Genomic DNA, 24,602 nt, shown 5'->3' with positions numbered 1-24,602 from the left:
GCCGGTCGGGGATAAATCCCCTCACTACAGGTTTGAGCCCTATCAGGCAGAAATGCCATGGGTTTTGAGGAACGCGATAAACGCCTCTTCATCCATCACCTTCACCCCCAGCTCATTGGCCTTGGTCAGTTTCGAACCAGCACCGGGCCCTGCGACCACACAATGAGTTTTCGCCGATACCGAGCCGGCGACCTTGGCGCCGAGGCTCTCCAGGTGTTCTTTGGCCACATCGCGGCTCATCAATTCGACCTTGCCGGTCAGCACCCAGGTCTCGCCGGACAGCGGCAGGCCTTCGACGACTTTCTTCTCGCTCAGCCAGTGCATGCCGAAATCCCGCAACTGTTTCTCGGCGGACTCGGCGATCAGCCGATGCTCGGGCACAGCAAAAAACTCGCGCACCGAATTGGCCTGCTTCTCCGGTAGCGCCTGACGCATGTCCAGCCAGTCGGCATTCATCACTGCGTCCAGCGAACCGAATTTGTCCGCCAGTTTCTGCGCACCGCCCGGGCCGACAAAGGGAATGTGCAGCTTGTCGAGCAGACCGCCGAGGGTGGTGCTGGCGGCAAATTCGGCGCCGAGTTCACCCTGATCCTGAATCTGCAGGCCATGCCCCAACAACTCGGTGATCACCTGCTGGTTGTGTGCATCTTCAAAGAAGCTGTGAATCTCGTGAGCCACTTCCAGGCCGATGTCCGGCAGGTAGGTCAGCACTTGCGGCAGCGCCTGCTGCACGCGCTCCAGCGAACCGAGCGAGCGCGCCAACACCTTGGCCGTTTCCTCACCGACATCGGGAATGCCCAGCGCATAAATGAACCGCGCCAGTCCCGGTTGCTTGCTGTCTTCAATCGCCGCCAGCAGCTTGTTGCTGGAGACCTCGGCGAAGCCTTCCAGATCGACAATGTCGTCGAACTTCAACGCGTACAGATCGGCCGGCGAGCTGACCAGACCTTCATCGACCAGTTGCTCGACGCTCTTGTCGCCAAGGCCTTCGATGTCCATCGCCCGGCGCGAGACGAAGTGAATGATCGCCTGCTTCAGTTGCGCGCCACAGGCCAGACGGCCAACGCAGCGGTACACCGCACCTTCACTGATGGTTTCCTTGCCTTTGCTGCGCTTGACCAGTTGCGTGCGCTCGACATGGGAGCCGCAGACCGGGCAATTCTCTGGAATCGCTACAGGACGAGCATTCTCCGGGCGACGTTCGGTGACCACTTGCACCACCTGCGGGATCACGTCACCGGCGCGACGGATGATCACCGTGTCGCCGATCATCAGGCCCAGGCGCGCCACTTCATCCATGTTGTGCAGGGTCGCGTTGGCGACGGTGACGCCGGCGACCTTGACCGGTTTCAACCGCGCCACCGGAGTGACCGCGCCGGTGCGACCGACCTGGAATTCCACGTCGAGCAGTTCGGTGAGTTCTTCCATCGCCGGGAATTTGTGCGCGATCGCCCAGCGCGGTTCGCGGGCACGGAAGCCCAGCTCGCGCTGATCGGCGATGCTGTTGACCTTGAACACCACACCGTCGATTTCGTAGGCCAGCGCGTTACGCCGCTCACCGATGTCGCGGTAGTAATCCAGGCACTCGCCGATGCCTTTGGCCAGCTTCAGCTCGTGGCTGATCGGCATGCCCCACTTCTGCAATTGCTTGAGGTTGCCGATGTGAGTATCGGAGATATCGTGGGAGACCTGACCGATGCCGTAGCAGCAGAATTCCAGCGGGCGATTGGCGGTGATCTTCGAATCCAGCTGACGCAGGCTGCCGGCAGCGGCGTTGCGCGGGTTGGCGAAGGTCTTGCCGCCGACTTCCAGTTGCGAGGCGTTGAGGCGCTCGAAACCGGCCTTGGACATGAACACTTCCCCGCGCACTTCGAGGGTCGCCGGCCAGCCTGAGCCGTGCAGCTTCAACGGGATGTTGCGCACGGTGCGCACGTTGACGCTGATGTCTTCACCGGTGGTGCCGTCGCCACGGGTGGCGCCGCGCACCAGCACGCCGTCCTGATACAGCAGGCTGACCGCCAGGCCATCGAGTTTCGGCTCGCAGCTGTATTCCACCGCCGCGCCGCCACCGAACAGATCACCGGCCGGCAGATCCAGACCTTCGGTCACCCGGCGGTCGAACTCGCGCATGTCGGTTTCTTCGAAGGCGTTGCCGAGGCTGAGCATCGGCACTTCGTGACGCACCTGGGTGAACGCGGTCAGCGCCACACTGCCGACACGCTGGGTCGGCGAGTCGCTGGTGATCAATTCCGGATTGGCCGCTTCCAGCGCCTTGAGCTCGTGGAACAACCGGTCGTACTCGGCGTCCGGAATGCTCGGCTCGTCGAGGACGTGGTAACGGTAGTTGTGCTGATCGAGTTCAGCGCGCAGCTCTAGAATGCGGTTTTTGGCGGCGGTCATGGGTGTTCTCTCATAAAGCAAAAGAGCAGCCGAGGCTGCTCAATCTTCTAAATCACAATAGCTCAAGGCTATGGACATTGTGGCGAGGGAGCTTGCTCCCGCTGGGCTGCGAAGCAGCCCAATACCATCCACCGTGTTGCATCAGGCACAACCCGGTTGCAGGATTTACGGCGGCTTCGCCACCGAGCGGGAGCAAGCTCCCTCGCCACAACTGCGCTCTGGCCTTAGCGCTTCTGGGTCAGGGCGCGGCGTTCGAATTCGACGATGCGCTGACGGTAGTGCTCGATAGTCTGTGCGGTCAGCACACTGCGCTGGTCGTCTTTCAGCTCGCCGTTCAGCTCTTGGGACAGCTTGCGTGCTGCCGCCACCATCACGTCGAAGGCCTGCTTCGGATGACGCGGGCCAGGCAGGCCGAGGAAGAAGCTCACCGCCGGGGTGCTGAAATGGTCGATGTCGTCCAGATCGAAGATGCCCGGCTTGACCGCATTGGCCATGGAGAACAGCACTTCACCGTTGCCGGCCATGCTTTCGTGACGGTGGAAAATATCCATCTCGCCAAAACGCAGACCGCTTTCCAGAATATTCTGCAGCAGGGCCGGGCCTTTGAAGCCGGCGGCGTCGCGGCAGATCACGCTGATCACCAGGACTTCTTCGGCTTGCGGCTGATCCTTGTCGGCCACCGCTGGCGCAGGCTTGCTGTCGTCGACGAAGTCATCATCACGGCTGCTGAAGCTCGGGCCGCCGTCCAGGTCCAGGTCGAGGTTCAGGTCGCCCTGGGCCGGACCATTGCTGCCGCGCTTGCCACGTTTCGAACCGGACTCGCGAGGCTCGCGTGCTTCGCGGGCCGGCATGCTCACCGACGGCAGATCGTGTTCGTCCAGTTGCGGCTCTTTATGTGTGTCCAGGACGCGGGCCGGGCCCAACAGCTCGGCGCTGGTGTCCTCGTCCGGCAAGTTGGACAAACTTCGGTCAAGACGGAATTTCAGTTTTCCCTTGCCGCCGCGCATACGGCGCCAGCCATCGAAAAGAATACCGGCTATCACAATGATGCCGATGACGATCAGCCACTCGCGCAGACCGATTTCCATGTAATCCCGTGCCTCTATAAAAAATGCTGAAAAATAAGGGGTTTACATTGTGCAAACCGCTTTAAAACGTGGCGCCAACTCTATGTTCTGACAGGCGTTTTGCCCACGTATACGAAAAATTGACATTAAACTAGCACGACCAAAGACAACTTTACACCGTCTGTCACATTGGCTTGCGCGAATATGTCGATTGGCCAGCAAGTCGAAGTCGGTAAAAAAGTCCTACAGACTACTCATACCCTTCCGACACCACGCTGACTCAGGCGTCCACCATCGCCATCGCCTCCTCGACATCCACTGCAACCAGTCGCGAACAACCCGGCTCGTGCATCGTCACGCCCATCAGTTGATCGGCCATTTCCATGGCGATCTTGTTGTGGGTGATATAGATGAACTGCACGGTCTGCGACATCTCTTTAACCAATCGTGCGTAGCGTCCAACGTTAGCGTCATCCAGTGGCGCGTCAACTTCATCGAGCATGCAGAACGGCGCCGGATTCAATTTGAAGATCGCAAAAACCAGTGCCAGCGCGGTCAGGGCTTTTTCCCCGCCGGAGAGCAAATGGATGGTGCTGTTCTTCTTTCCTGGCGGCCGCGCCATGATCGTCACCCCTGTATCGAGTAGATCTTCGCCCGTCAGTTCCAAATACGCGCTGCCACCACCGAAAACTTTCGGGAAAAGCGCCTGTAATCCGCCATTGATCTGATCAAAGGTATCCTTGAAGCGGTTACGGGTTTCCTTGTCGATCTTGCGAATGACGTTTTCCAGGGTCTCCAAAGCTTCGACCAGATCGGCGTCCTGCGCATCCAGATAACGTTTACGCTCGGATTGTTGCGTGTATTCGTCGATGGCCGCGAGGTTGATCGCACCCAGGCGCTGAATCCGCGCATTGATCCGTTCGAGTTCTTCTTCGGCGGCGCGTTCACTGGCCTCGGGGGTCAATGTCGCGAGCACGCCATTGAGATCGTAGCCGTCTTCGAGCAATTGATCCTGCAACGCCTTGCGCCGCACGGTCAGCGCTTGCCATTCCATGCGCTGCTGTTCGAGCTGGCCACGGATCAGTTGCGATTGCTGCTCGGCCTGGGTCCGGCGCTTTTCCGCCTCGCGCAATTCGCGGTCGGCGTCTTCCAGCGCAATCTGCGCAGTCTTCAGTTCTTCGTCGACGGTCATGCGTTTGTCGAGCAGCTCTTCGAGTTTCAGGCGCAGCTCTTCCAGCGGTGCCTCGCCCTCCTCCAGATTCAGACTCAACTGTTCGCGTTTTTCGGTCAGGCGCTCGGCCTGCATCTCCAGACGTTCCAACGCCTGACGCGTGGAATCGTGCTGCGCGCGCAACGAGCCGAGACGCACCGCCAGTTGATGGGCGTGATCCTTGTGCTGGCGGGCTTCCTGGCGCACGCGATCAAGGCGTTCTCGCAGGCTGTCACGCTGAGCCAGCAGCAACTCGCGCTGCTCGGTATCCAGCGCCATGGCGTCGAGCGCTTCCTGCAATTGCATGCGCGCTTCGCCGATCTGCTCGTGTTCCAGTTCGCGTTGCTCGCCGAGTTCGATCAGCTCCTCATCGAGTCGGGTGCGGCGCAGCGTCAGCTGTTCAGCCTTGGCTTTACCGGCGGACAACTGGGCTTTCAATTCACCTTGGGAGCGGGCTTCGTCCTGCAGCAAACGGCGCAAGTGTTCGCGGCCGTTTTCCTGCTGCCGCTGTTGCGCCCGCAGGGTTTGCAGACGGGTTTCCATGGCTTCGACCGTGGCTTCGCGCTCTTCGCGTTCGACCTGCAGCGTCTCGATTTCCTGGCCACGGGCAAGCATGCCGCTCTCGGCTTCACTGGCGCGACGCACCCGCAGGAAGTGTCGACCAACCCAGTAACCGTCGCGACTGATCAGGCTCTGCCCGGCACTCAACTGGCCGCGCAGGGCCAACGCCTGTTCAAGGCTGTCGACCGGTTTGACCTGGCCGAGCCACGGCGACAGATCGATCTGCCCCTCGACTTTATCCAGCAGGCTGCCCGCCACTCGCACACCATCGCTGGCGGGGCTGAGCAGGCGCAGATCGCCTTGGGTGAAACCGGACAGATCGAAGCCGTTGAAGTCGTCCACCAGCACCGCTTGCAGATCGGCGCCGAGCACGGTTTCCACCGCCAGCTCCCAACCGGCCTCGACCTTCAAGCCTTCGGCGAGACGCGGCCGTTCGGCGAGGTTGTGTTCCTTCAGCCATTCGGCGGTGCCGGTGCCCGGGTCGAGCGCGGCTTGCTGCAAGGCTTCCAGCGACGCCAGTCGCCCGTTGAGGCGCTGCAAATCGCCCTGCGCCTGCTGCTGCGCGGTCAGTGCCTGCTGCAATTCCTGACGCAGTTGTTCCAGTTTTTCGACCTGCGCTTCTTCGCTGGTCTGCAAATCTTCGAGGGTCGCCTCGGATTCGGCGAGCTGCTCGTTGAGCGCCATGATCGCCGCGTCTTCCGGGTCGGCGGAAAGCAGATCGCGCTCTTCGGCGAGACGCTTTTGCCGATCGGCAAGACGCTCCATGCTGGTTTCCAGCTGCTGGATCCGTGACTGCTGCACCTCAGCCTGACGCCGTGGTTCGGCGGCGGTCAGGTTGAAGGTGTCCCACTGCTCTTGCCAGCCGTGCATGGTCAGCTCGGCTTCTTCCAGCGCAGCGGCGGCTTCTTCGGCAGCGGCGCTGGTGACTTCCTGCTCGGGGGTGAGCATGTCCAGCTCTTCGCCGAGGGTCAGCAGCAGCGTGCGGTCGTGGCCCAGGTGCGATTCGGTTTCCAGACGCGCGCGCTCGGCTTCTTTCAGATCGTCCTGCAACTGGCGCAAGCGCTGCTGGCCGTGCTGGATGCTCTGCTCGACCCGGGCGATGTCGCCGCCGACCGAATAGAAGCGGCCCTGCACCAGATTGAAGCGCTCGGACAGTTCATGGTGCCCGTCGCGCAGCCGCTCGATAGCCGCATCGGCATTGCGCTGCTCGGCGACCAGCGCTTCGAAACTGACTTCCTGGGTGCCGATGATCGACTCGCGCTGGCCGACCTGATCGTTCAGATCCTGCCAGCGCAGGGCCGACAGTTGCGCCTTGAGCTGGCGCTCTTCGTTTTTGTATTCCTGATACTTCTTGGCGGACTCGGCCTGACGGTGCAAACGTTCGAGCTGACGCTCAAGCTCTTCACGCAGGTCGGTCAGACGCGCAAGGTTTTCGTGGGTGCGGCGGATGCGGTTTTCGGTCTCGCGCCGGCGCTCCTTGTACTTGGAGATGCCTGCCGCTTCTTCGATGAAGTTGCGCAGGTCTTCCGGTTTGGCTTCGATCAGCTTGGAGATCATCCCCTGCTCGATGATCGAGTAGCTGCGCGGGCCGAGGCCGGTGCCGAGGAAGATGTCGGTGATGTCGCGACGGCGGCATTTGGCGCCGTTGAGGAAATAGCTGTTCTGGCTGTCGCGGGTGACTTTGCGGCGAATGGAGATCTCGGCGTAAGCCGCGTACTCGCCGACCAGGGTGCCGTCGGAGTTGTCGAACACCAGTTCGATGCTCGCCTGGCTCACCGGTTTGCGGCTGGTCGAGCCATTGAAGATGACGTCGGTCATTGACTCGCCACGCAGGTTCTTCGCCGAACTCTCGCCCATCACCCAGCGTACGGCGTCGATAATGTTCGACTTGCCGCAACCGTTCGGCCCGACGACCGCCGCCATGTTACTGGGGAAGTTCACCGTGGTCGGGTCGACGAAGGACTTGAACCCCGCCAGTTTGATGCACTTCAGCCGCACGCTCAGGCAACCGTCAGGGCGGAGACCACCAGATCGCAGCTGCGCTGGGCGTAAGCCGTCAGCACGATGCGGATCTGCGGCAAATCACGGGCGAGCACAGCGGCCAGCAGGCGTTCGAACAGTTCGAGAAACTCGCTCATTTCGGCCTTGCGCTGTTCGAGGGCGAGGAAATAGGCACGGCTCATGGCCGGCTGCAGGTTCTCGACGGTCTCTTGCAGGTACGGGTTGTTGGCAAACGGGTACGCAGCGCGCATCACGGCGAAGCTGTCGTCGACGAAGGTGCGGATGTCCTGACGCTCGTAGCTGGCGGTCAGGCGCTGCTGGATCTGCACGAACGGCGCCATGTCGGCCTGGGTCTGCCAGCCATTGGCGACCGCATTGCCGAGCAGGATGTACAGCTCGCTCATCAGCGTGCACAGGCTCTGCACCTTGTGCGCGGTGAGTTCGGTGACATGGGCGCCACGTCGCGGCAGGATCGCGATCAGGTGGCGGCGTTCGAGGATCAGCAGGGCTTCGCGGACCGATCCGCGGCTGACATTGAGGGCCAGCGTGACCTTCTGTTCCTGAATGCGCTCTCCCGGCTTCATTTCGCCGCGAATGATGCGTTCGGCGAGGTGGTGAGCGATTTGCTCGGCGAGGCTGTCCGGCGCCTTGAACGTCATGGTTGTCCTTCAAACTCTTCGATCTGCACAAGCGGCGCAGTGTAGCGCAAATGCAGGTGCATGGCGGAGTGCCCGCACGGCGCTTTTTGGCACGATTCAAGCAAAAAGGCAGTGGATCCGCTCAGGGTCAATACTCAATAGAGCACGCGTTAATCGACAAAACCGTTTTTCCTGACCTTTAAGTCAGAAAACCATTGACCGAAAAGTCAGACCTGCTAAATTCGGCTCAAGTCGGTTAACAACAATAATGAGTCTGCGAGGCCTTCCGTGATCCAGTTTTTACTTAACCAGGAACTCCGTAGCGAGCACGCCCTGGACCCGAATCTGACCGTGCTCAATTACCTGCGCGAACACGTGGGCAAATCCGGCACCAAAGAAGGCTGCGCCAGCGGCGACTGTGGCGCCTGCACCGTAGTGGTCGGCGAGTTGCAAACGGATGACGCCGGCCGCGAACACATTCGCTATCGCAGCCTCAACTCGTGCCTGACCTTTGTTTCGTCGCTGCACGGCAAACAACTGATCAGCGTCGAAGACCTCAAGCACCAGGGCGAACTGCACAGCGTGCAGAAAGCCATGGTCGAGTGCCACGGCTCACAGTGCGGCTTCTGCACCCCCGGTTTCGTCATGTCGCTGTTCGCCCTGCAAAAGAACAGCGATGCACCGGATCCGGCCAAGGCGCACGAAGCGCTGGCCGGCAACCTCTGCCGCTGCACCGGCTACCGGCCGATCCTCGCCGCCGCCGAACAATCCTGCTGTGGCAAGCAACCGGACCAGTTCGATGCCCGCGAAGCCGAGACCATCGCCCGCCTCAAAGCCATTGCCCCGACCGATATCGGCGAACTCAACAGCGGCGACAAGCGCTGCCTGGTGCCGCTGACCGTCGCCGATCTGGCCGATCTGTACGACGCTTACCCACAAGCGCGGCTGCTGGCCGGCGGCACCGATCTGGCGCTGGAAGTCACCCAGTTCCATCGCACCCTGCCGGTGATGATCTACGTCGGCAACGTCGCCGAAATGAAGCGCATCGAAACCTTCGACGACCGTATCGAAATCGGCGCCGCCACCGCCCTCTCCGACTGCTACGAAGCGCTGACTGCCGAGTACCCGGACTTCGGCGAACTGCTGCACCGCTTCGCCTCGCTGCAGATCCGCAACCAGGGCACCCTCGGCGGCAACATCGGCAACGCCTCGCCGATCGGTGACTCGCCACCGCTGCTGATCGCCCTCGGCGCGCAAGTGGTGCTGTGCAAAGGCGAAACCCGGCGCACGCTGAACCTGGAAGATTACTTCATCGACTACAAGGTCACCGCCCGTCAGGAAAGCGAATTCATCGAAAAAATCGTCGTCCCGCGCGCCACCGCCGAACAGCGTTTCCGCGCCTACAAGGTTTCCAAGCGTCTGGACGATGACATCTCCGCCGTTTGCGCCGCGTTCAATCTGCGCGTGGAAAACGGCGTGATCACCGACGCGCGCATGGCGTTCGGCGGCATGGCCGCGATTCCGAAACGCGCCGCCCATTGCGAAGCCGTGCTGCTCGGCCAGCCGTTCAACAGCGCCGTGATCGAACGCGCCTGCGCTGCGCTGGCCGAAGACTTCACGCCGCTCTCGGACTTCCGCGCCAGCAAGGAATATCGCCTGCTCAGCGCACAGAACCTGCTGCGCAAATACTTCATCGAACTGCAAACACCGCACATCGAGACTCGGGTGACCGCTTATGTCTAACCATCACGCCGTAGAGAAGACTCAAGCCGAACTGGCGGAACTGTTCGCCAAGGACCTGACCACCGGTGTCGGCCGCAGCGTCAAGCACGACAGCGCCGCCAAGCATGTGTCCGGTGAAGCGCAGTACATCGATGATCGTCTGGAATTCCCCAATCAGCTGCACGTTTACGCACGGCTGTCGGACCGCGCACACGCGAAGATCATCAGCATCGACACCAAGCCCTGCTACGCCTTCGAAGGCGTGCGCATTGCGATCACCCACGAAGACGTGCCGGGCCTGAAAGACATTGGCCCGTTGCTGCCGGGCGATCCGCTGCTGGCCATTGATGACGTGCAGTTCGTCGGGCAACCGGTACTGGCCGTGGCCGCGAAAGACCTGGAAACCGCGCGTAAAGCGGCCATGGCGGCAATCATCGAGTACGAAGATCTCGAGCCGGTGCTGGACGTGGTCGAAGCCTTGCGCAAACGCCACTTCGTGCTCGACAGCCACACCCACCAGCGTGGCGATTCGGCCTCGGCATTGGCCACCGCCGAACACCGCATTCAAGGCACGCTGCACATCGGCGGCCAGGAACACTTTTATCTGGAAACCCAGATCTCCTCGGTAATGCCCACCGAAGACGGCGGCATGATCGTCTACTGCTCGACGCAGAACCCCACCGAAGTGCAGAAGCTGGTGGCCGAAGTGCTCGACGTGTCGATGAACAAGATCGTCGTCGACATGCGCCGCATGGGCGGTGGTTTCGGCGGCAAGGAAACCCAGGCCGCCAGCCCGGCGTGCCTGTGCGCGGTGATCGCGCACCTCACCGGGCAGCCGACCAAGATGCGCCTGCCACGGGTCGAAGACATGCTGATGACCGGCAAGCGCCACCCGTTCTATGTCGAGTACGACGTTGGCTTCGACAGCACCGGGCGCCTGCACGGGATCGCCATGGACCTGGCCGGCAACTGCGGCTGTTCGCCGGATCTGTCGGCGTCGATCGTTGACCGGGCGATGTTCCACTCGGACAACTCGTACTACCTTGGGGACGCGACCATCAATGGTCACCGCTGCAAGACCAACACCGCGTCGAACACTGCCTACCGTGGTTTCGGCGGCCCGCAAGGGATGGTCGCCATCGAAGAAGTGATGGACGCGATTGCCCGTCACCTCAACCTCGATCCGCTGGCGGTGCGCAAGGCCAACTACTACGGCAAGACCGAGCGCAACGTCACCCACTACTACCAGACCGTCGAGCACAACATGCTCGAGGAAATGACCGCCGAACTGGAAGAAAGCAGCCAGTACGCCGAGCGCCGCGAAGCGATCCGTCGCTACAACGCCAACAGCCCGATCCTGAAAAAAGGCCTGGCGCTGACCCCGGTGAAATTCGGCATTTCCTTCACCGCCAGTTTCCTCAATCAGGCCGGCGCGCTGATCCACGTCTACACCGACGGCAGCATCCACCTGAACCACGGCGGCACGGAAATGGGCCAGGGCCTCAACACCAAAGTCGCGCAGGTGGTGGCCGAAGTGTTCCAGGTGGAAATGGATCGGGTGCAGATCACCGCGACCAATACCGACAAAGTGCCGAACACCTCGCCGACTGCGGCCTCCAGCGGCGCTGACCTCAACGGCAAGGCCGCGCAGAACGCCGCCGAGATCATCAAGCAGCGTCTGGTGGAATTCGCCGCGCGGCACTACAAGGTCAGCGAAGAAGACGTGGAATTCCACAACGGCCATGTGCGCGTGCGTGACCACATCATGACCTTCGAGGCGCTGATCCAACTGGCGTATTTCAATCAGGTCTCGCTGTCGAGCACCGGCTTCTACAAGACCCCGAAAATCTACTACGACCGCAGCCAGGCCCGTGGTCGGCCGTTCTACTACTTCGCCTTCGGCGCGGCGTGCTGCGAAGTGATCGTCGACACCCTGACCGGCGAGTACAAGATGCTCCGTACCGACATCCTCCACGACGTCGGTGCCTCGTTGAACCCGGCAATCGACATCGGTCAGGTCGAGGGTGGTTTCGTCCAGGGCATGGGCTGGCTGACCATGGAGGAGCTGGTCTGGAACAACAAGGGCAAGCTGATGACCAACGGCCCGGCCAGCTACAAGATCCCGGCCGTGGCGGACATGCCGCTGGACCTGCGGGTGAAGCTGGTGGAAAACCGCAAGAACCCGGAAGACACGGTGTTCCATTCCAAGGCTGTGGGTGAGCCGCCGTTCATGCTCGGGATTGCCGCGTGGTGCGCGATCAAGGACGCGGTGGCGAGCCTCGGTGACTATAAGCATCAGCCGCAGATCGATGCGCCGGCGACCCCGGAGCGGGTGTTGTGGGGGTGTGAGCAGATGCGTCAGCTCAAGACTGTTAAAGCGGTCGAAGCTGAAACCGAGTTGGCTCCGCTCTAGGACCGAGGTGCGGCTATCGCGAGCAGGCTCACTCCTACAGGGGAACGCATTCCAAATGTGGGAGCGAGCTTGCTCGCGAATAGGCCCGAACAGACAACGATGTTGTAGGGGTGAACTATGTACAACTGGATCGACGCCCTCGCCGACCTGCAGAACCAGGGCGAACCCTGTGTTCTGGTGACGATCATTGAAGAACTCGGCTCGACCCCGCGCAACGCCGGCTCGAAGATGGTCGTCAGCGCGAAACAGACCTTCGACACCATCGGTGGCGGGCATCTGGAATACAAAGCCATGCAGATCGCCCGCGAGATGCTCGCCAGCGGCAAGCAGGACACCCATCTGGAGCGCTTCAGCCTCGGCGCCAGCCTCGGCCAGTGCTGCGGTGGCGCCACCGTGTTGCTCTTCGAACCGATGGGCCAGGTGCAGGCGCAGATCGCTGTGTTCGGCGCCGGGCATGTCGGCCGCGCGCTGGTACCGTTGCTCGCCAGCCTGCCGTGCCGGGTGCGCTGGATCGATTCGCGGGAAGAGGAATTCCCCGAACAGATCCCCCACGGCGTGCGTAAAATCGTCGCCGAAGAGCCTGTGGATGAAATCGACGACCTGCCCGCCGGCAGCTACTGCATCGTCATGACCCACAACCATCAGCTCGACCTGGAACTCACTGCCGCGATCCTCAAGCGCAACGACTTCGCCTACTTCGGCCTGATCGGTTCGAAGACCAAACGGGCCAAGTTCGAACATCGCCTGCGTGATCGCGGTTTCGACAGCGGCGTCGTGCAACGCATGCGCTGCCCGATGGGCATTGGCGACGTCAAAGGCAAACTGCCTGTGGAAATCGCCATCTCCATCGCCGGCGAAATCATCGCCACCTATAACGCCAATTTCGGCCAGCACAGCGCCAGCGCCGAACCGATTGCCAGACTGCTGCCGGTTTCGCGGCGCAGTCAGGCCGCCAAACTCAAAGCCTCAAACTGATTAGAGAACCCTCATGCCTCTGACTCGCAAAGCCTACCGCGCCGCCATCCTGCACAGCATCTCCGACCCCGCCGAAGTCGGGATCGAAGCCTCCTACGAATATTTCGAGGACGGCCTGCTGGTGGTCGATGGCGGCAAGATCAGCGCCCTCGGCCACGCCAGCGAACTGCTGCCGACCCTGCCGGCGGACATCGAGATCACCCACTATCAGGACGCGCTGATCACCCCGGGCTTCATCGACACCCACATCCACCTGCCGCAAACCGGCATGGTCGGGGCCTACGGCGAGCAACTGCTGGACTGGCTCAACACCTACACCTTCCCGTGCGAAAGCCAGTTCGGTGACAAGGCCCACGCCGACGACGTGGCCGATATCTTCATCAAGGAGCTGCTGCGCAACGGCACCACCACCGCGCTGGTATTCGGCAGCGTGCACCCGCAATCGGTGAACTCGTTCTTCGAGGCCGCCGAGAAGCTCGACCTGCGGATGATCGCCGGCAAGGTGATGATGGACCGCAACGCGCCGGACTATCTGACCGACACCGCCGAATCGAGCTACGTCGAGAGCAAGGCGCTGATCGAACGCTGGCACGGCAAGGGCCGCCTGCACTACGCGGTCACCCCGCGTTTCGCTCCTACCAGCACCCCGGAGCAACTGACCCTCGCCGGCCAACTGTTGACCGAATATCCGGATCTGTACATGCAGACCCACATCAGCGAAAACCTCAAGGAAATCGAGTGGGTCAAGGAACTGTTCCCGGAGCGCAAGGGTTACCTCGACGTTTACGATCACTACAAGCTGCTCGGCGAACGCTCGGTGTTCGCCCACGGCGTGCACCTGTGCGACGACGAATGTGCGCGACTGGCGGAAACCGGCTCGGCGATCTCGTTCTGCCCGACCTCGAACTTCTTCCTCGGCAGTGGTTTGTTCAATCTGCCGATGGCCGAGAAGCACAAGCTCAACGTCGGTCTCGGCACTGACGTCGGCGGCGGCACCAGTTTCTCGCTGCTGCAAACCCTGAACGAAGCCTACAAAGTCATGCAGTTGCAAGGCGCGCGGCTGAGTCCGTTCAAGTCGCTGTATCTGGCGACGCTGGGCGGTGCGCGGGCACTGCGTCTGGAAGACAAGATCGGCAACCTGCAACCGGGTTCAGACGCCGACTTCCTGGTGCTGGATTACAACGCCACGCCACTGCTCAGCTATCGCCTGAAACAGGCTAACAACATTGCCGAAACGTTGTTTGTGCTGATGACGTTGGGCGATGACCGCACGGTGCAGCAGACGTATGCGGCGGGGGCTTTGGTGCATCAGCGCTGAGTTTTCCCGAGGCATAAAAAATCCCCCGGTGGTGTTAGCCCCGGGGGATTTTTGTTGCCTGTCTGACCGTATTCGCGAGCAAGCCCGCTCCCACAGGGGATCTCAGTCGATGCCAAATTTTATATTCACTGAAGATCCAATGTGGGAGCGGGCTTGCTCGCGAAGGCCGCGACTCGGTATCAGTCAGAGTTTCGCCGAAGGGCGCCCAGGCTTCTTGGTCTGCAACAAATGCGAGAACACCGCATGCAAATCATCCGACGCACTCTCCTCATCGAGGTTGAGCTTGCTGTCGATGTGATCCATGTGATGCATCATCAGGTCCACCGCCAGCTCACCGTTGCGCGCTTCGATGGCGTCGATCAACTGGGTGTGCTCGTCGTAGGAGCAATGCGAGCGATTGCCGCTTTCATACTGGGCGATGATCAGCGAGGTCTGCGAGACCAGACTGCGCTGGAAGCTGATCAGTGGCGCGTTCTTCGCCGCTTCGGCCAGTTTCAGATGGAATTCGCCCGACAGACGGATACCGGCGCCGCGATCGCCACGGGAGAAACTGTCGCGCTCGTCGTTGACCATCTGACGCAGTTCGGCGATCTGCTCGGCGGTGGCGTGCTGCACGGCCAGTTCGGTGATCGCGCGCTCCACCAGACGGCGGGCCATGAACACCTGACGCGCTTCTTCAACGCTCGGGCTGGCGACGACCGCGCCACGGTTCGGCCGCAACAGCACCACGCCTTCATGGGCCAGACGCGACAGCGCGCGGCGAATGATGGTGCGGCTGACCCCGAAGATTTCCCCCAGCGCTTCTTCGCTCAATTTTGTGCCGGGCGCCAGACGCTGTTCGAGGATGGCCTCGAAGATATGCGCGTAGACAATATCGTCCTGGGTTCCGCTGCGGCCGGCTTTGCCTGCTCGCGGTTGTTTCTTGAGGGGTTGCAACTGTTCGTTCATGGGCACTCGAGTCGGGAGAACTGCGGCGAATAGACCGTGACTGTAATACGGCACAGTAGGTCGCTGGCAAGTATCGCGTAAAAAACAGCGCGATTGTACACAATGGATGGTGGCAACACGACTGTACGGCTGTTTGTGACCACGGCTGTATTGCAACGATCCGTTACGATTGAGTTTAGGCTTGATCGCAGAATCCGCTGCCAGAACAAAAATCCCCCTGTGGGAGCGGGCTTGCTCGCGAAGGCGGCGTGTCAGGCGACATCTGCCTTTACTGGCCCAGCGCTTTCGCGAGCAAGCCCGCTCCCACATGGATTCATGGGTAATTGCGGGGATCTTCATCTGTATAAGGAACACCGCCGTCATGAACGACGCCACTTACACCCGCCTGCGCCCTCTCGCCGACACTTCGCCCTCGGCGATCGTCGCCGGTTTTATCGCAATGATGACCGGCTACACCAGTTCGCTGGTGCTGATGTTCCAGGCCGGGCAAGCGGCGGGCCTGAGCAGCGGGCAGATTTCCTCGTGGATCTGGGCGATCTCGATTGGCATGGCGGTGTGCTCGATCGGCCTGTCGCTGCGCTATCGCACGCCAATCACCATCGCCTGGTCGACGCCCGGCGCGGCGTTGTTGATCACCAGCCTCGGTGGCGTCAGCTACGGCGAGGCGATTGGCGCCTACATCACCTGCGCGGTGCTGGTGACGATTTGCGGGCTGACCGGCAGCTTCGAACGCTTGGTGAAGAAGATCCCGGCGTCGCTGGCGGCAGCGTTGCTGGCGGGGATTCTGTTCAAGATCGGCAGCGAAATCTTCGTCGCCGCGCAACACCGCACCGGGCTGGTGCTGGGGATGTTCTTCACTTATCTGCTGGTCAAACGCCTGTCACCGCGTTACGCGGTACTGGCTGCGCTACTGATCGGCACTGCGCTGTCAGGTTTCATGGGTCTGCTGGATTTCAGCGGTTTCCATCTGGAACTGGCGACGCCAGTCTGGACCACCCCGCACTTCTCGCTGGCCGCGACCATCAGCATCGGCATTCCGTTGTTCGTGGTGGCGATGACTTCGCAGAACATGCCCGGCATCGCCGTACTGCGCGCCGACGGCTACAACGTGCCCGCCTCCCCACTGATCACCAGCACCGGAATCGCCTCGCTGTTGCTGGCGCCATTCGGCTCCCACGGCATCAACCTCGCGGCGATCAGCGCGGCGATCTGTACCGGGCCGCACGCCCATGAGGATCGCAACAAACGCTACACCGCCGCCGTCTGGTGCGGGATTTTTTACGGGATTGCCGGCGTATTCGGCGCTACGTTGGCGGCGCTGTTTGCCGCGTTGCCAAAAGAACTGGTGCTGTCGATTGCCGCGCTGGCGCTGTTCGGTTCGATCATCAACGGCCTGAGCATTGCCATGACCGAAGTGAAGGAACGCGAGGCGGCGCTGATCACCTTTATGGTCACGGCGTCGGGGTTGACGCTGTTTTCCATCGGCTCGGCGTTCTGGGGGATTGTCGCGGGGGTTTTGACGTTACTGATTTTGAATTGGCGTAAAGCCCAGGCATAAAAAAACGGCGACCCTCAGGTCGCCGTTTTTTTCAGTATCACTTAGCCGCGTTGATCGGCTTTTCCGGATACCAGACGTCCAGCAGCGGGCTGACGGTCATGCTGGTCAGTTCGCTACGGTTTTTCAGCCAGGCTTCAACGGCAGCGCGCTGCTCTTCGTTGACCGAGCCACGCTTCTGCAGGCAAACCAGACCGAAGTCATCGCCGCCAACATAACCCAGACCGTTGGCTTCCATGGCTTCTTTGATGAATGCTTCGAGGAAAGCGTCAATGGCTTCTTCGGACAAGTCTTCTTTGAAGTCCAGGTTCAGTTCGAAACCCAGCTCTTGGAATTCATCAACGCACAGTTTTTTGCGCAGACGCTGGGAACGGTTAGTCGCCATTGGAACAATCCTCTTAAGTAATAACGGCCGGCACTTTACCAGTTTAAGCGGTCAATTGCCCGACTCTCTGGGTACGGTGGCCGACCGCCTGTAAAAAAAATAACCAAATGGCCGCCCCGGGCAAGGCACAAGCTGTTACACCTTGGGGCATAATGCCGACACTTTCATGACCACTGAGGGCTTTTTCATCCATGCCCTCGTTATTTTTCCCCTCTTCTGCAGGGTTTTATTTCATATGATCAAATCGTTGCGTCCTCTGTTTCTTGCCGGCCTTCTTCTGCCTCTGGCCCTGCCGGTTTCTGCGGCCACTATCAATACCGCCCTCACCCCTAACGTTGAAAAAGCCCTCAAGGCCAGCAAGCTGCAGCCGACCGCGCTGTCGCTGGTAATGATCCCGCTCGACGGCCCGGGCAATCCGACCGTTTACAACGCCGACGTCTCGGTCAACCCGGCCTCGACCATGAAACTGGTCACCACCTACGCCTCGCTGGAAATGCTCGGCCCCAACCATCAGTGGAAAACCGAGTTCTACACCGACGGCGACCTCAGTGGCGGCATTCTCAACGGCAACCTGTACCTCAAGGGTGGCGGCGATCCGAAGCTGAACATGGAAAAACTCTGGCTGTTGATGCGCGACCTGCGCGCCAACGGCGTGACCCAGGTCACCGGCGATCTGATCCTCGACCGCAGCTTCTTCATCCAGCCGCAACTGCCCGAGTTCAACGACGACGGCAATGACGAGAACAAGCCGTTCCTGGTCAAACCCGACTCGCTGCTGGTCAACCTCAAGGCCCTGCGCTTCGTCGCGCGCAATGACGGGGGCCGGGTGCTGATCTCGGTGGAGCCGCCGATTGCCAGCGTGCGCATCGAAAACACGGTCAAGGCGCTCAACTCCAAGCAGTGCACCGGTGGCGTGCGCTACAACCCGGTAACCCAGGCTGACGGCAGCGTGACCGTGACCGTCGCCGGTCAATTGGGCGAAGGCTGCAGCTCACAGACTTATCTGTCGCTGCTCGACCACGCAACCTACACCGCCGGTGCCGTGCGTGCGATCTGGAAGGAACTGGGCGGCAGCATCCAGGGCAAGGATCGCCTCGCCGCGACCCCGAGCAGCGCCAAGCTGCTGGCCCGCGCCTACTCGCCGGATCTGGCGGAAATCATCCGCGACATCAACAAATACAGTAACAACACCATGGCCCAGCAGCTGTTCCTTAGCCTTGGCCAGAAGTACCGCAACGAAGCCGACGGTGACGACGCCAAGGCCGCACAACGCGTAGTCCGCCAGTGGCTGGCGAAGAAAGGCATCACCGCGCCGCACCTGGTGATGGAGAACGGTTCCGGGCTGTCGCGCGCCGAACGCGTCAGCGCCCGCGAGATGGCCAACATGCTGCAAGCCGCCTGGCACAGCCCGTACGCCGCCGAGTACATCAGCTCGCTGCCGATTGCCGGCACCGACGGCACCATGCGCAAACGCCTGAAGACCACCGCGATGCGCGGCGAGGCCCACGTCAAGACCGGCACCCTGAACACCGTGCGAGCCATCGCCGGCTTCAGCCGCGACGTCAACGGCAACACCTGGGCGGTGGTGGCGATCCTCAACGACAAAGCCCCGTTCGGCGCGTCGTCGGTGCTGGATCAGGTGCTGCTGGACCTGTACAAGCAGCCGCGCCTGCCGCAGACGGCTTCGGCCCTGTAAAAACACAGCCGCTCTCATGTGGGAGCGGGCTTGCTCGCGAAGGCGTCAGATCAGTCAGTATTTTTGCTGGCTGACACACCGCTTTCGCGAGCAAGCCCGCTCCCACAGGTAGATCGTGCCAAGGCTCAGCTCATCTGCTCGACCCGATCGCGCCCGCCCTGCTTCGCCGCATACACCCCCGAATCCGCGCGCAGCAGCAGCGCATCCGCGCCTTCCCCCGGGCGCCAGCTGGCGATGCCGAAACTGGCCGTCACCACCCCGACCACATCCACCGGCGCACTGCGCAGGCCTTGCCACAACTCCACCGCCAGCATGTACGCATGCTCGCCGTCGATGTCCGGGCACAGCACCATGAACTCTTCACCACCGAGACGACAGAACACATCAGTCCGCCGTAAACGATGGCCGATGCGCTCGCACACCGCTTGCAGCACCCGGTCGCCCACGGCATGGCCGTACTGGTCGTTGATGCGTTTGAAGTGGTCGATGTCGAGCATGATCACCGACAGCTCACCGCCGCCGCGCTCGACCCGGGCCATTTCGGTAGTCAGGCGTTCCTGGAAGTAGCGGCGGTTGTGGATACCGGTCAGCGAGTCGGTGACCGATAGCGCCCGCAATTCCTCCTCCACCCGTTTCAAATCGGAAATGTCCGAGATGTAGCCGTGCCACAGCACGCCGCCGCCCGGCAGCTCTTCCGGCGTCGCCTCGCCGCGCACCCAGCGCAGGCCGCGCTCGGGCAACTGCACACGGTATTCCTCGCGCCATGGGCTGAGGCTGTCTGCCGAAGCACGGATCGAGCTGCGCACTCGCGAGACGTCTTGTGGATGGATGCGGGTGAAAATCGCCTCGGCATTGAGCAGCAACACGTCCGGCTCCAGCTCGTAGATCTCGCGGATGCCATCGCTGGCGTAGATCACGCTGAAGCGCCCGTCGAACTCCATCTTGAATTGATAGATGCCGCCGGGCACGTGCGCGCTGAGCTTTTTCAGCAATACATCGCGCGCCGCCAGCGCTTCGTGCACGCGCTTGCGCTCGGTGATGTCGATGCAGATCGCCAGATGCCCGACCCACAAACCCTGCTCATCGAGCACCGGGGTGGCGAGCATGTTCACCGGCAGATGACTGCCGTCGCTGCGCACCAGCGTCCATTCGCGCGCCTCATGACCGCCGACCTCGCCGCCCTCGACCAACATCGCGTGGCAGGTCGGAATGCTCTTGCCGTAACGCGCACTCAACTCCGCCGAACGCGCCGCCAGCTCTCGCGGCAGATGCAGGTTTTCCAGGGTCATGTGCCCGACCACATCGGCGCTGCTGTAGCCGAGCATCTGTTCGGCGCCGGGGTTGAAGGTGTTGATCACCCCGCGCAGGTCGGTGGCGATGATTGCCACCTGGGTTGCGGCATTCAGCACGCCACGCAACTGACCGTGGGTGCCGCGCAATTCCTGCTCGCGGGCGTGCAGTTCCTGGGTGCGCAGTTCGACCATGCGCAAGGCGCGCTGGCGTTGACTGACCAGCACGTAAAGCAGTGCGCTGAGCAACAGACTCAGCAGCGCCCCCAGCACCACCAGGCTGCTGATTGACGAATGGTTGGCCTGCAGAAACGCTTCGCTGGGCTGCATATCCACTTGATAGTCATGGTCGGCCATGCGCAACAGACGTGTGGCGGACAGATCACTGGCCCCGGCCTGGTTGGCGGACTCGTAGAGCACTTCATGCTGTTCATCGGTGGACAGGTCGAGAATGCGTACATTGAGGAAATCCTGGTGCTCCTCCGGCAGTCCGTCGGCCAGCAACTGCTGCATGCTGATCACCGCCATCACATAGCCTTGCGGCGGCCCTTTCGGCGCCCCTTCACGAGTGACCGGCGCCATCAGCAAGACGCCCCGGGCATACGCCGGATCAATCCCCACCAGATGCAATGGCTGCGACACCACCATGTGCCCGGTGCGGTCGGCGCGTTCCAGCGTCGCCCGGCGCAGCGGTTGCGCCAGCAAGTCGTAACCCAGCGGCGTGGGCAAGCGACTGAGGCTCTGGGTGTAGATCACCGGTACGTATTCGGGGCGATCAGCGGCGGTCTGCAACTGATCGTCAGCGTTCAGTTCACGAAAGGTGAAGGTACTGAAGCCTTCGTTACGCACGGCTTGTTCGACCGCCGGGCGTTCGGCACGGCTGACCCGCGGCGCATAGGAATAGGCCTGGGTGCGTAATAGAAGCGGTTTGGCATAGCCGTCGAATTCGTTGCGTGAGACCGAATCGGAGTTGGCGAAGAAACGGCGCAGGCCGTCGAGACGCTGTTCCTGATCCTGGAAACGTTCTTCGATGCGGCTGTAACGCTCATTGGCCAGCAACTGGAAGCGTTGGCGCAGTTGATGGTGAAACTGATTGAGGGTGGCCCAGGCGAGCAGCCCCGTGAGAATCCCGCCGGCGAGCAATACCAGCAGCGCGACCAGCCAGGCCGAGACGTCTTCGCTGATAAAACCCAGAATCTTTGGGCGCACGGGGTGCAACGACATAGGGGCAACTCACGACGCCATTGTTTCGGGGGGAAAACCCCATTGGCCATGAGTTGAGTTATAGCTATTAGCCATTAATTTGGCTAGCGCTGATCGGATCCAAGAGCCTTTAAAAATCAAGGCTCTGTGGATCCAACCCGCCCAAGCGTCAACGAGCCGTGATTTTCCAGGCGCGGTGGATCTTGGTGTTACGCGCAAAATCCGGATCGATGGTCTGCGCGCTGATTTCCTCGACCGCGTAACGTTCGGCCAGGTTCTCCTCCAGCTGGAACTTGCGGAAGTTGTTGGAGAAATACAGCACGCCACCTGGCGCCAGACGTGCCATGGCCAGGTCGATCAACTGCACCTGATCACGCTGCACGTCGAAGATACCTTCCATGCGCTTGGAGTTGGAGAAGGTCGGCGGGTCGATGAAGATCAGGTCGTACTCGTCGCGGCTGCTTTCCAGCCACGCCATCACGTCGCCCTGCTCCAGACGGTTCTTGTCGGAGAAGCCGTTCAGCGACAGGTTGCGCCGCGCCCAGTCGAGGTAAGTCTTCGACAGGTCGACGCTGGTGGTGCTGCGCGCACCGCCCTTGGCCGCGTGCACACTGGCGGTCGCGGTGTAGCAGAACAGATTGAGGAAGCGCTTGCCGGCGGCCTCTTTCTGAATGCGCATACGCATTGGCCGGTGATCGAGGAACAGCCCGGTGTCGAGGTAGTCGGTGAGGTTCACCAGCAGCTTGACGCCGCCTTCGCTGACCTCATTGAACTTGCCCTGCGCCGCCTGACGCTCGTATTGCTTGGTGCCGCTCTGACGCTCGCGGCGCTTGACCACCACGCGGCTCTTGTCGACGTTCAGCGCCTGCGGGATCGCCGCCAGGGCATCGAACATGCGCGCCGAGGCCTTTTCCGGATCGATCGACTTCGGCGCGGCGTATTCCTGCACGTGCACCCAGTCGTGGTACAGGTCGATGGCCATGGCGTATTCCGGCATGTCGGCATCGTAGACGCGGTAGCAGTCGATGCCTTCGCGCTTGACCCACTTGCTCATCGCCTTGAGGTTTTTCTGCAGGCGGTTGGCAAACATCTGCCCGCCTTCGCTCAGGCGCGGCTGCTCGACCACTGGCGCCGGGGCTGGCGTCGGTTTGATCGGGTTGCCGTTCTTGTTGAACTTGCGCTCTTGCGGCTCGTTCGGCGTCTGATCGTAGGCCGCTTGCTCACGCTCGGCCTGACGCTGTTCCGGGGTACGCCGCTCGCCGGTGACGAACTGATCCGGCAGCACTTTGATCAGCAGCAGCTTGCACGGCAGTGCGCCGTTCCAGAACGAATACTGCTTGTGGCTGCGAATGCCCATGCGCTTGCCCAGATCCGGCGCGCCAGTGAACACCGCCGCTTCCCAGTTCAGGCAGGCCTGCCGCAGGCGCTCGCCGAGGTTCTGGTAGAGATAGAGCAGGCTGGCTTCGTCACCCAGACGCTCGCCGTACGGCGGGTTGCAGATCACCAGACCTTTCTGGTTCTGGTCCGGACGCGGCTCGAAGGTCGCGACTTCGCCCTGATAGATCTTGATCCACTCGCTCAGACCGGCGCGCTCGACGTTATTGCGGCCCGGCTGAATCAGCCGCGGGTCGGCTTCGTAACCGCGAATCCACAGCGGCGGCTTGGCCAGACCGGCAGCGGCGCGTTCGACCGCTTCTTCATGGAGTTTTTTCCACAGCGCCGGAACGTGGCCGAGCCATGCGGTAAAGCCCCACTGCTCGCGGCGCAGGTTCGGCGCCATGTCGGCGGCGATCATCCCGGCTTCGACGAGGAACGTACCGACACCGCACATCGGGTCAGCCAGCGCGCCGCCTTCGGTCGCAATGCGCGGCCAGCCGGAACGGATCAGAATCGCTGCCGCGAGGTTTTCCTTCAGCGGTGCCGCGCCCTGCTGCAGGCGGTAACCGCGCTGGTGCAGGCTGTGGCCGGAAAGGTCGAGGGACAGGATCGCTTCGCCGCGATCCAGGCGCAGGTGAATGCGCAGATCCGGGTTGAGCTTGTCGATCGACGGACGGTCGCCTTGCGGGGTACGCAGTTTGTCGACGATGGCGTCTTTGACTTTCAGCGCACCGAAGTGGGTGTTGTCGATGCCCGAGCCGTGGCCGCTGAATTCGACGGCCAGAGTGCCGTCGGCGAGCATGTGATCCTGCCACTCGACGTCAAGCACGCCGTGGTACAGGTCTTCGGCATCCTTCATCGGGAAGCGCTTGAGCACCAGCAGCACCCGGTTGGCCAGACGCGACCACAGGCACAGGCGATAAGCGGTTTCCATGGTCGCCATGCCACGCACGGCGGAGGTGTGCTCGCGGGCGTCTTCAAGGCCAAGCCCGACGGCTTCCTCGATGAGCAGGCCTTCAAGGCCTTTGGGGCAAGTGAGGAAGAGTTCGAAACGGTCGGACATGGTATTTCCAGAGCCTTTGGCTAGTGAACCGGCAACGCATTGCCGATCCGGTTTTCAATCAGGCGCTTTTCTAAAAGAGCGCCCGCGTGGCACGAAGGTGTGCCGTTCCATCCCCGCTGCTCGGGCTAAAAGAGCTTAGATGCAAGGACAGGTATTAAAGTTGATGAAACAAAATGACTCAAAGCAACCCTTCGTCGAATATTACCCCAGCGTAAACGTGGGTCATTCTCACTAAAGGATTAACCCCATCATCCAGTGCGGGGCCGATCATACCGGGGTTTGCTGAAAAAACGTTCATGAAACCCGTCGTTACTTATGGCTGTAGCACTATTTTCGTTACGTCCTTATGACAAAACGATCATTCCCTCGGTGTGACTCATTGGTTAGAACTGACCACAGGTTGACGTCGCAACGGCGTCAACACCTTGGCTCGCCACGCCGGCAGCGAGCCGCCCAACGGCAGAGTTTTTTCTGCCAGACCTCGGTTGAGGTCAACGCGACGAAAACAGTCAACAAGTGAGGGAAACACCCTATGAGAAGACTTAAGCGTGATCCGTTGGAAAGAGCATTTTTGCGCGGATATCAATATGGCGTTGGTGGCAAATCCCGCGAGCTTTGCCCATTTACTCTACCGTCGGTACGCCAAGCCTGGATCAACGGCTGGCGAGAAGGACGCGGCGACAACTGGGACGGTATGACCGGCACTGCGGGAATCCACAGACTCAACGAACTTCACGCCGTCGGCTGACACAGGGCACTTATTGCAACACGACAATCTGAA

Annotated in this window: 15 protein-coding genes; 7 read left to right on the top strand and 8 right to left on the bottom strand. The window is 61.3% G+C overall.

Annotated elements, in window-relative coordinates:
• Window positions 1–42: 42 nt before the first annotated feature.
• From ligA to E4T63_RS09315, 4 genes are all read right to left on the bottom strand, one after another.
• Window positions 43–2,400: an NAD-dependent DNA ligase LigA gene (gene ligA, locus E4T63_RS09330; RefSeq protein WP_135295313.1), complete on the bottom strand. Its 2,358-nt coding sequence runs from the start codon at window positions 2,398–2,400 to the stop codon at window positions 43–45.
• 224 nt (window positions 2,401–2,624) lie between these two features.
• Window positions 2,625–3,488, bottom strand: a complete 864-nt coding sequence (zipA, locus tag E4T63_RS09325; RefSeq protein ID WP_027613270.1) for a cell division protein ZipA — start codon at window positions 3,486–3,488, stop codon at window positions 2,625–2,627.
• A 259-nt stretch (window positions 3,489–3,747) separates the two neighbouring features.
• On the bottom strand, window positions 3,748–7,236 hold the full coding sequence (smc, locus tag E4T63_RS09320) for a chromosome segregation protein SMC (RefSeq protein ID WP_135295312.1): 3,489 nt from the start codon (window positions 7,234–7,236) through the stop codon (window positions 3,748–3,750).
• Between the two features lie 2 nt (window positions 7,237–7,238).
• On the bottom strand, window positions 7,239–7,898 hold the full coding sequence (locus E4T63_RS09315) for a GntR family transcriptional regulator (RefSeq protein ID WP_007961062.1): 660 nt from the start codon (window positions 7,896–7,898) through the stop codon (window positions 7,239–7,241).
• 267 nt (window positions 7,899–8,165) lie between these two features.
• Here E4T63_RS09315 and xdhA point away from each other — a divergent pair, with 267 nt between their 5' ends.
• From xdhA to guaD, 4 genes are all read left to right on the top strand, one after another.
• Window positions 8,166–9,620 (top strand): xanthine dehydrogenase small subunit, encoded by a 1,455-nt coding sequence (xdhA, locus tag E4T63_RS09310; protein ID WP_135295311.1) that lies wholly within the window; start codon window positions 8,166–8,168, stop codon window positions 9,618–9,620.
• The gene (gene xdhB, locus E4T63_RS09305) at window positions 9,613–12,012 is read left to right on the top strand and encodes a xanthine dehydrogenase molybdopterin binding subunit (RefSeq protein ID WP_098967968.1); all 2,400 of its coding nucleotides are present in this window, start codon (window positions 9,613–9,615) and stop codon (window positions 12,010–12,012) included. Before xdhA ends, xdhB begins: the two co-directional genes overlap by 8 nt.
• A 117-nt stretch (window positions 12,013–12,129) precedes the next feature.
• Window positions 12,130–12,987, top strand: coding sequence for a xanthine dehydrogenase accessory protein XdhC (xdhC, locus tag E4T63_RS09300; protein ID WP_095138654.1), 858 nt, complete (start codon window positions 12,130–12,132; stop codon window positions 12,985–12,987).
• A 13-nt stretch (window positions 12,988–13,000) separates the two neighbouring features.
• Window positions 13,001–14,305, top strand: a complete 1,305-nt coding sequence (gene guaD / locus E4T63_RS09295; protein WP_135295310.1) for a guanine deaminase — start codon at window positions 13,001–13,003, stop codon at window positions 14,303–14,305.
• 183 nt (window positions 14,306–14,488) lie between these two features.
• Here the strand turns inward: guaD and E4T63_RS09290 are convergent, their stop codons facing one another.
• Window positions 14,489–15,253: a GntR family transcriptional regulator gene (locus tag E4T63_RS09290; protein ID WP_083366480.1), complete on the bottom strand. Its 765-nt coding sequence runs from the start codon at window positions 15,251–15,253 to the stop codon at window positions 14,489–14,491.
• Window positions 15,254–15,614: 361 nt separating this feature from the next.
• On the opposite strand from E4T63_RS09290, the gene E4T63_RS09285 reads away from it, so the two are divergent.
• On the top strand, window positions 15,615–16,811 hold the full coding sequence (locus E4T63_RS09285; RefSeq protein ID WP_097087620.1) for a benzoate/H(+) symporter BenE family transporter: 1,197 nt from the start codon (window positions 15,615–15,617) through the stop codon (window positions 16,809–16,811).
• Between the two features lie 37 nt (window positions 16,812–16,848).
• Here the strand turns inward: E4T63_RS09285 and E4T63_RS09280 are convergent, their stop codons facing one another.
• Window positions 16,849–17,193 carry a YggL family protein gene (locus E4T63_RS09280; RefSeq protein WP_134785858.1) on the bottom strand — a complete coding sequence of 115 codons (345 nt, stop codon included), beginning with the start codon at window positions 17,191–17,193 and terminating at the stop codon, window positions 16,849–16,851.
• 235 nt (window positions 17,194–17,428) lie between these two features.
• On the opposite strand from E4T63_RS09280, the gene dacB reads away from it, so the two are divergent.
• A complete protein-coding gene (dacB, locus tag E4T63_RS09275; protein ID WP_135295309.1) occupies window positions 17,429–18,889 on the top strand; it encodes a D-alanyl-D-alanine carboxypeptidase/D-alanyl-D-alanine endopeptidase in 1,461 nt (486 codons plus the stop codon).
• 125 nt (window positions 18,890–19,014) lie between these two features.
• Here the strand turns inward: dacB and E4T63_RS09265 are convergent, their stop codons facing one another.
• Window positions 19,015–21,402, bottom strand: coding sequence for a sensor domain-containing diguanylate cyclase (locus E4T63_RS09265; RefSeq protein ID WP_135295308.1), 2,388 nt, complete (start codon window positions 21,400–21,402; stop codon window positions 19,015–19,017).
• 148 nt (window positions 21,403–21,550) lie between these two features.
• Window positions 21,551–23,821 (bottom strand): bifunctional 23S rRNA (guanine(2069)-N(7))-methyltransferase RlmK/23S rRNA (guanine(2445)-N(2))-methyltransferase RlmL, encoded by a 2,271-nt coding sequence (gene rlmKL, locus E4T63_RS09260; RefSeq protein ID WP_135295307.1) that lies wholly within the window; start codon window positions 23,819–23,821, stop codon window positions 21,551–21,553.
• 532 nt (window positions 23,822–24,353) lie between these two features.
• Here rlmKL and rmf point away from each other — a divergent pair.
• Window positions 24,354–24,569, top strand: coding sequence for a ribosome modulation factor (gene rmf / locus E4T63_RS09255; protein ID WP_003223300.1), 216 nt, complete (start codon window positions 24,354–24,356; stop codon window positions 24,567–24,569).
• Window positions 24,570–24,602 lie beyond the last annotated feature (33 nt).

Source organism: Pseudomonas fluorescens, from assembly GCF_004683905.1.
GTDB classification, from domain to species: Bacteria; Pseudomonadota; Gammaproteobacteria; order Pseudomonadales; family Pseudomonadaceae; genus Aquipseudomonas; species Aquipseudomonas putida_A.
The sequence above is the reverse complement of the archived record's forward strand: the minus strand, read 5'-3'. Positions and strand labels throughout refer to the sequence as shown.

Excerpts from the sequence above, each read along its gene's own strand:
- xdhC (WP_095138654.1), top strand. The coding sequence starts at position 12,130 with ATGTACAACTGGATCGACGCCCTCGCCGACCTGCAGAACCAGGGCGAA.
- guaD (WP_135295310.1), top strand. The coding sequence starts at position 13,001 with ATGCCTCTGACTCGCAAAGCCTACCGCGCCGCCATCCTGCACAGCATC.
- ligA (WP_135295313.1), bottom strand. The coding sequence starts at position 2,400 with ATGACCGCCGCCAAAAACCGCATTCTAGAGCTGCGCGCTGAACTCGAT.
- rmf (WP_003223300.1), top strand. The coding sequence starts at position 24,354 with ATGAGAAGACTTAAGCGTGATCCGTTGGAAAGAGCATTTTTGCGCGGA.
- E4T63_RS09265 (WP_135295308.1), bottom strand. The coding sequence starts at position 21,402 with ATGTCGTTGCACCCCGTGCGCCCAAAGATTCTGGGTTTTATCAGCGAA.
- rlmKL (WP_135295307.1), bottom strand. The coding sequence starts at position 23,821 with ATGTCCGACCGTTTCGAACTCTTCCTCACTTGCCCCAAAGGCCTTGAA.
- zipA (WP_027613270.1), bottom strand. The coding sequence starts at position 3,488 with ATGGAAATCGGTCTGCGCGAGTGGCTGATCGTCATCGGCATCATTGTG.
- E4T63_RS09280 (WP_134785858.1), bottom strand. The coding sequence starts at position 17,193 with ATGGCGACTAACCGTTCCCAGCGTCTGCGCAAAAAACTGTGCGTTGAT.
- E4T63_RS09290 (WP_083366480.1), bottom strand. The coding sequence starts at position 15,253 with ATGAACGAACAGTTGCAACCCCTCAAGAAACAACCGCGAGCAGGCAAA.
- xdhB (WP_098967968.1), top strand. The coding sequence starts at position 9,613 with ATGTCTAACCATCACGCCGTAGAGAAGACTCAAGCCGAACTGGCGGAA.
- E4T63_RS09285 (WP_097087620.1), top strand. The coding sequence starts at position 15,615 with ATGAACGACGCCACTTACACCCGCCTGCGCCCTCTCGCCGACACTTCG.
- dacB (WP_135295309.1), top strand. The coding sequence starts at position 17,429 with ATGATCAAATCGTTGCGTCCTCTGTTTCTTGCCGGCCTTCTTCTGCCT.
- E4T63_RS09315 (WP_007961062.1), bottom strand. The coding sequence starts at position 7,898 with ATGACGTTCAAGGCGCCGGACAGCCTCGCCGAGCAAATCGCTCACCAC.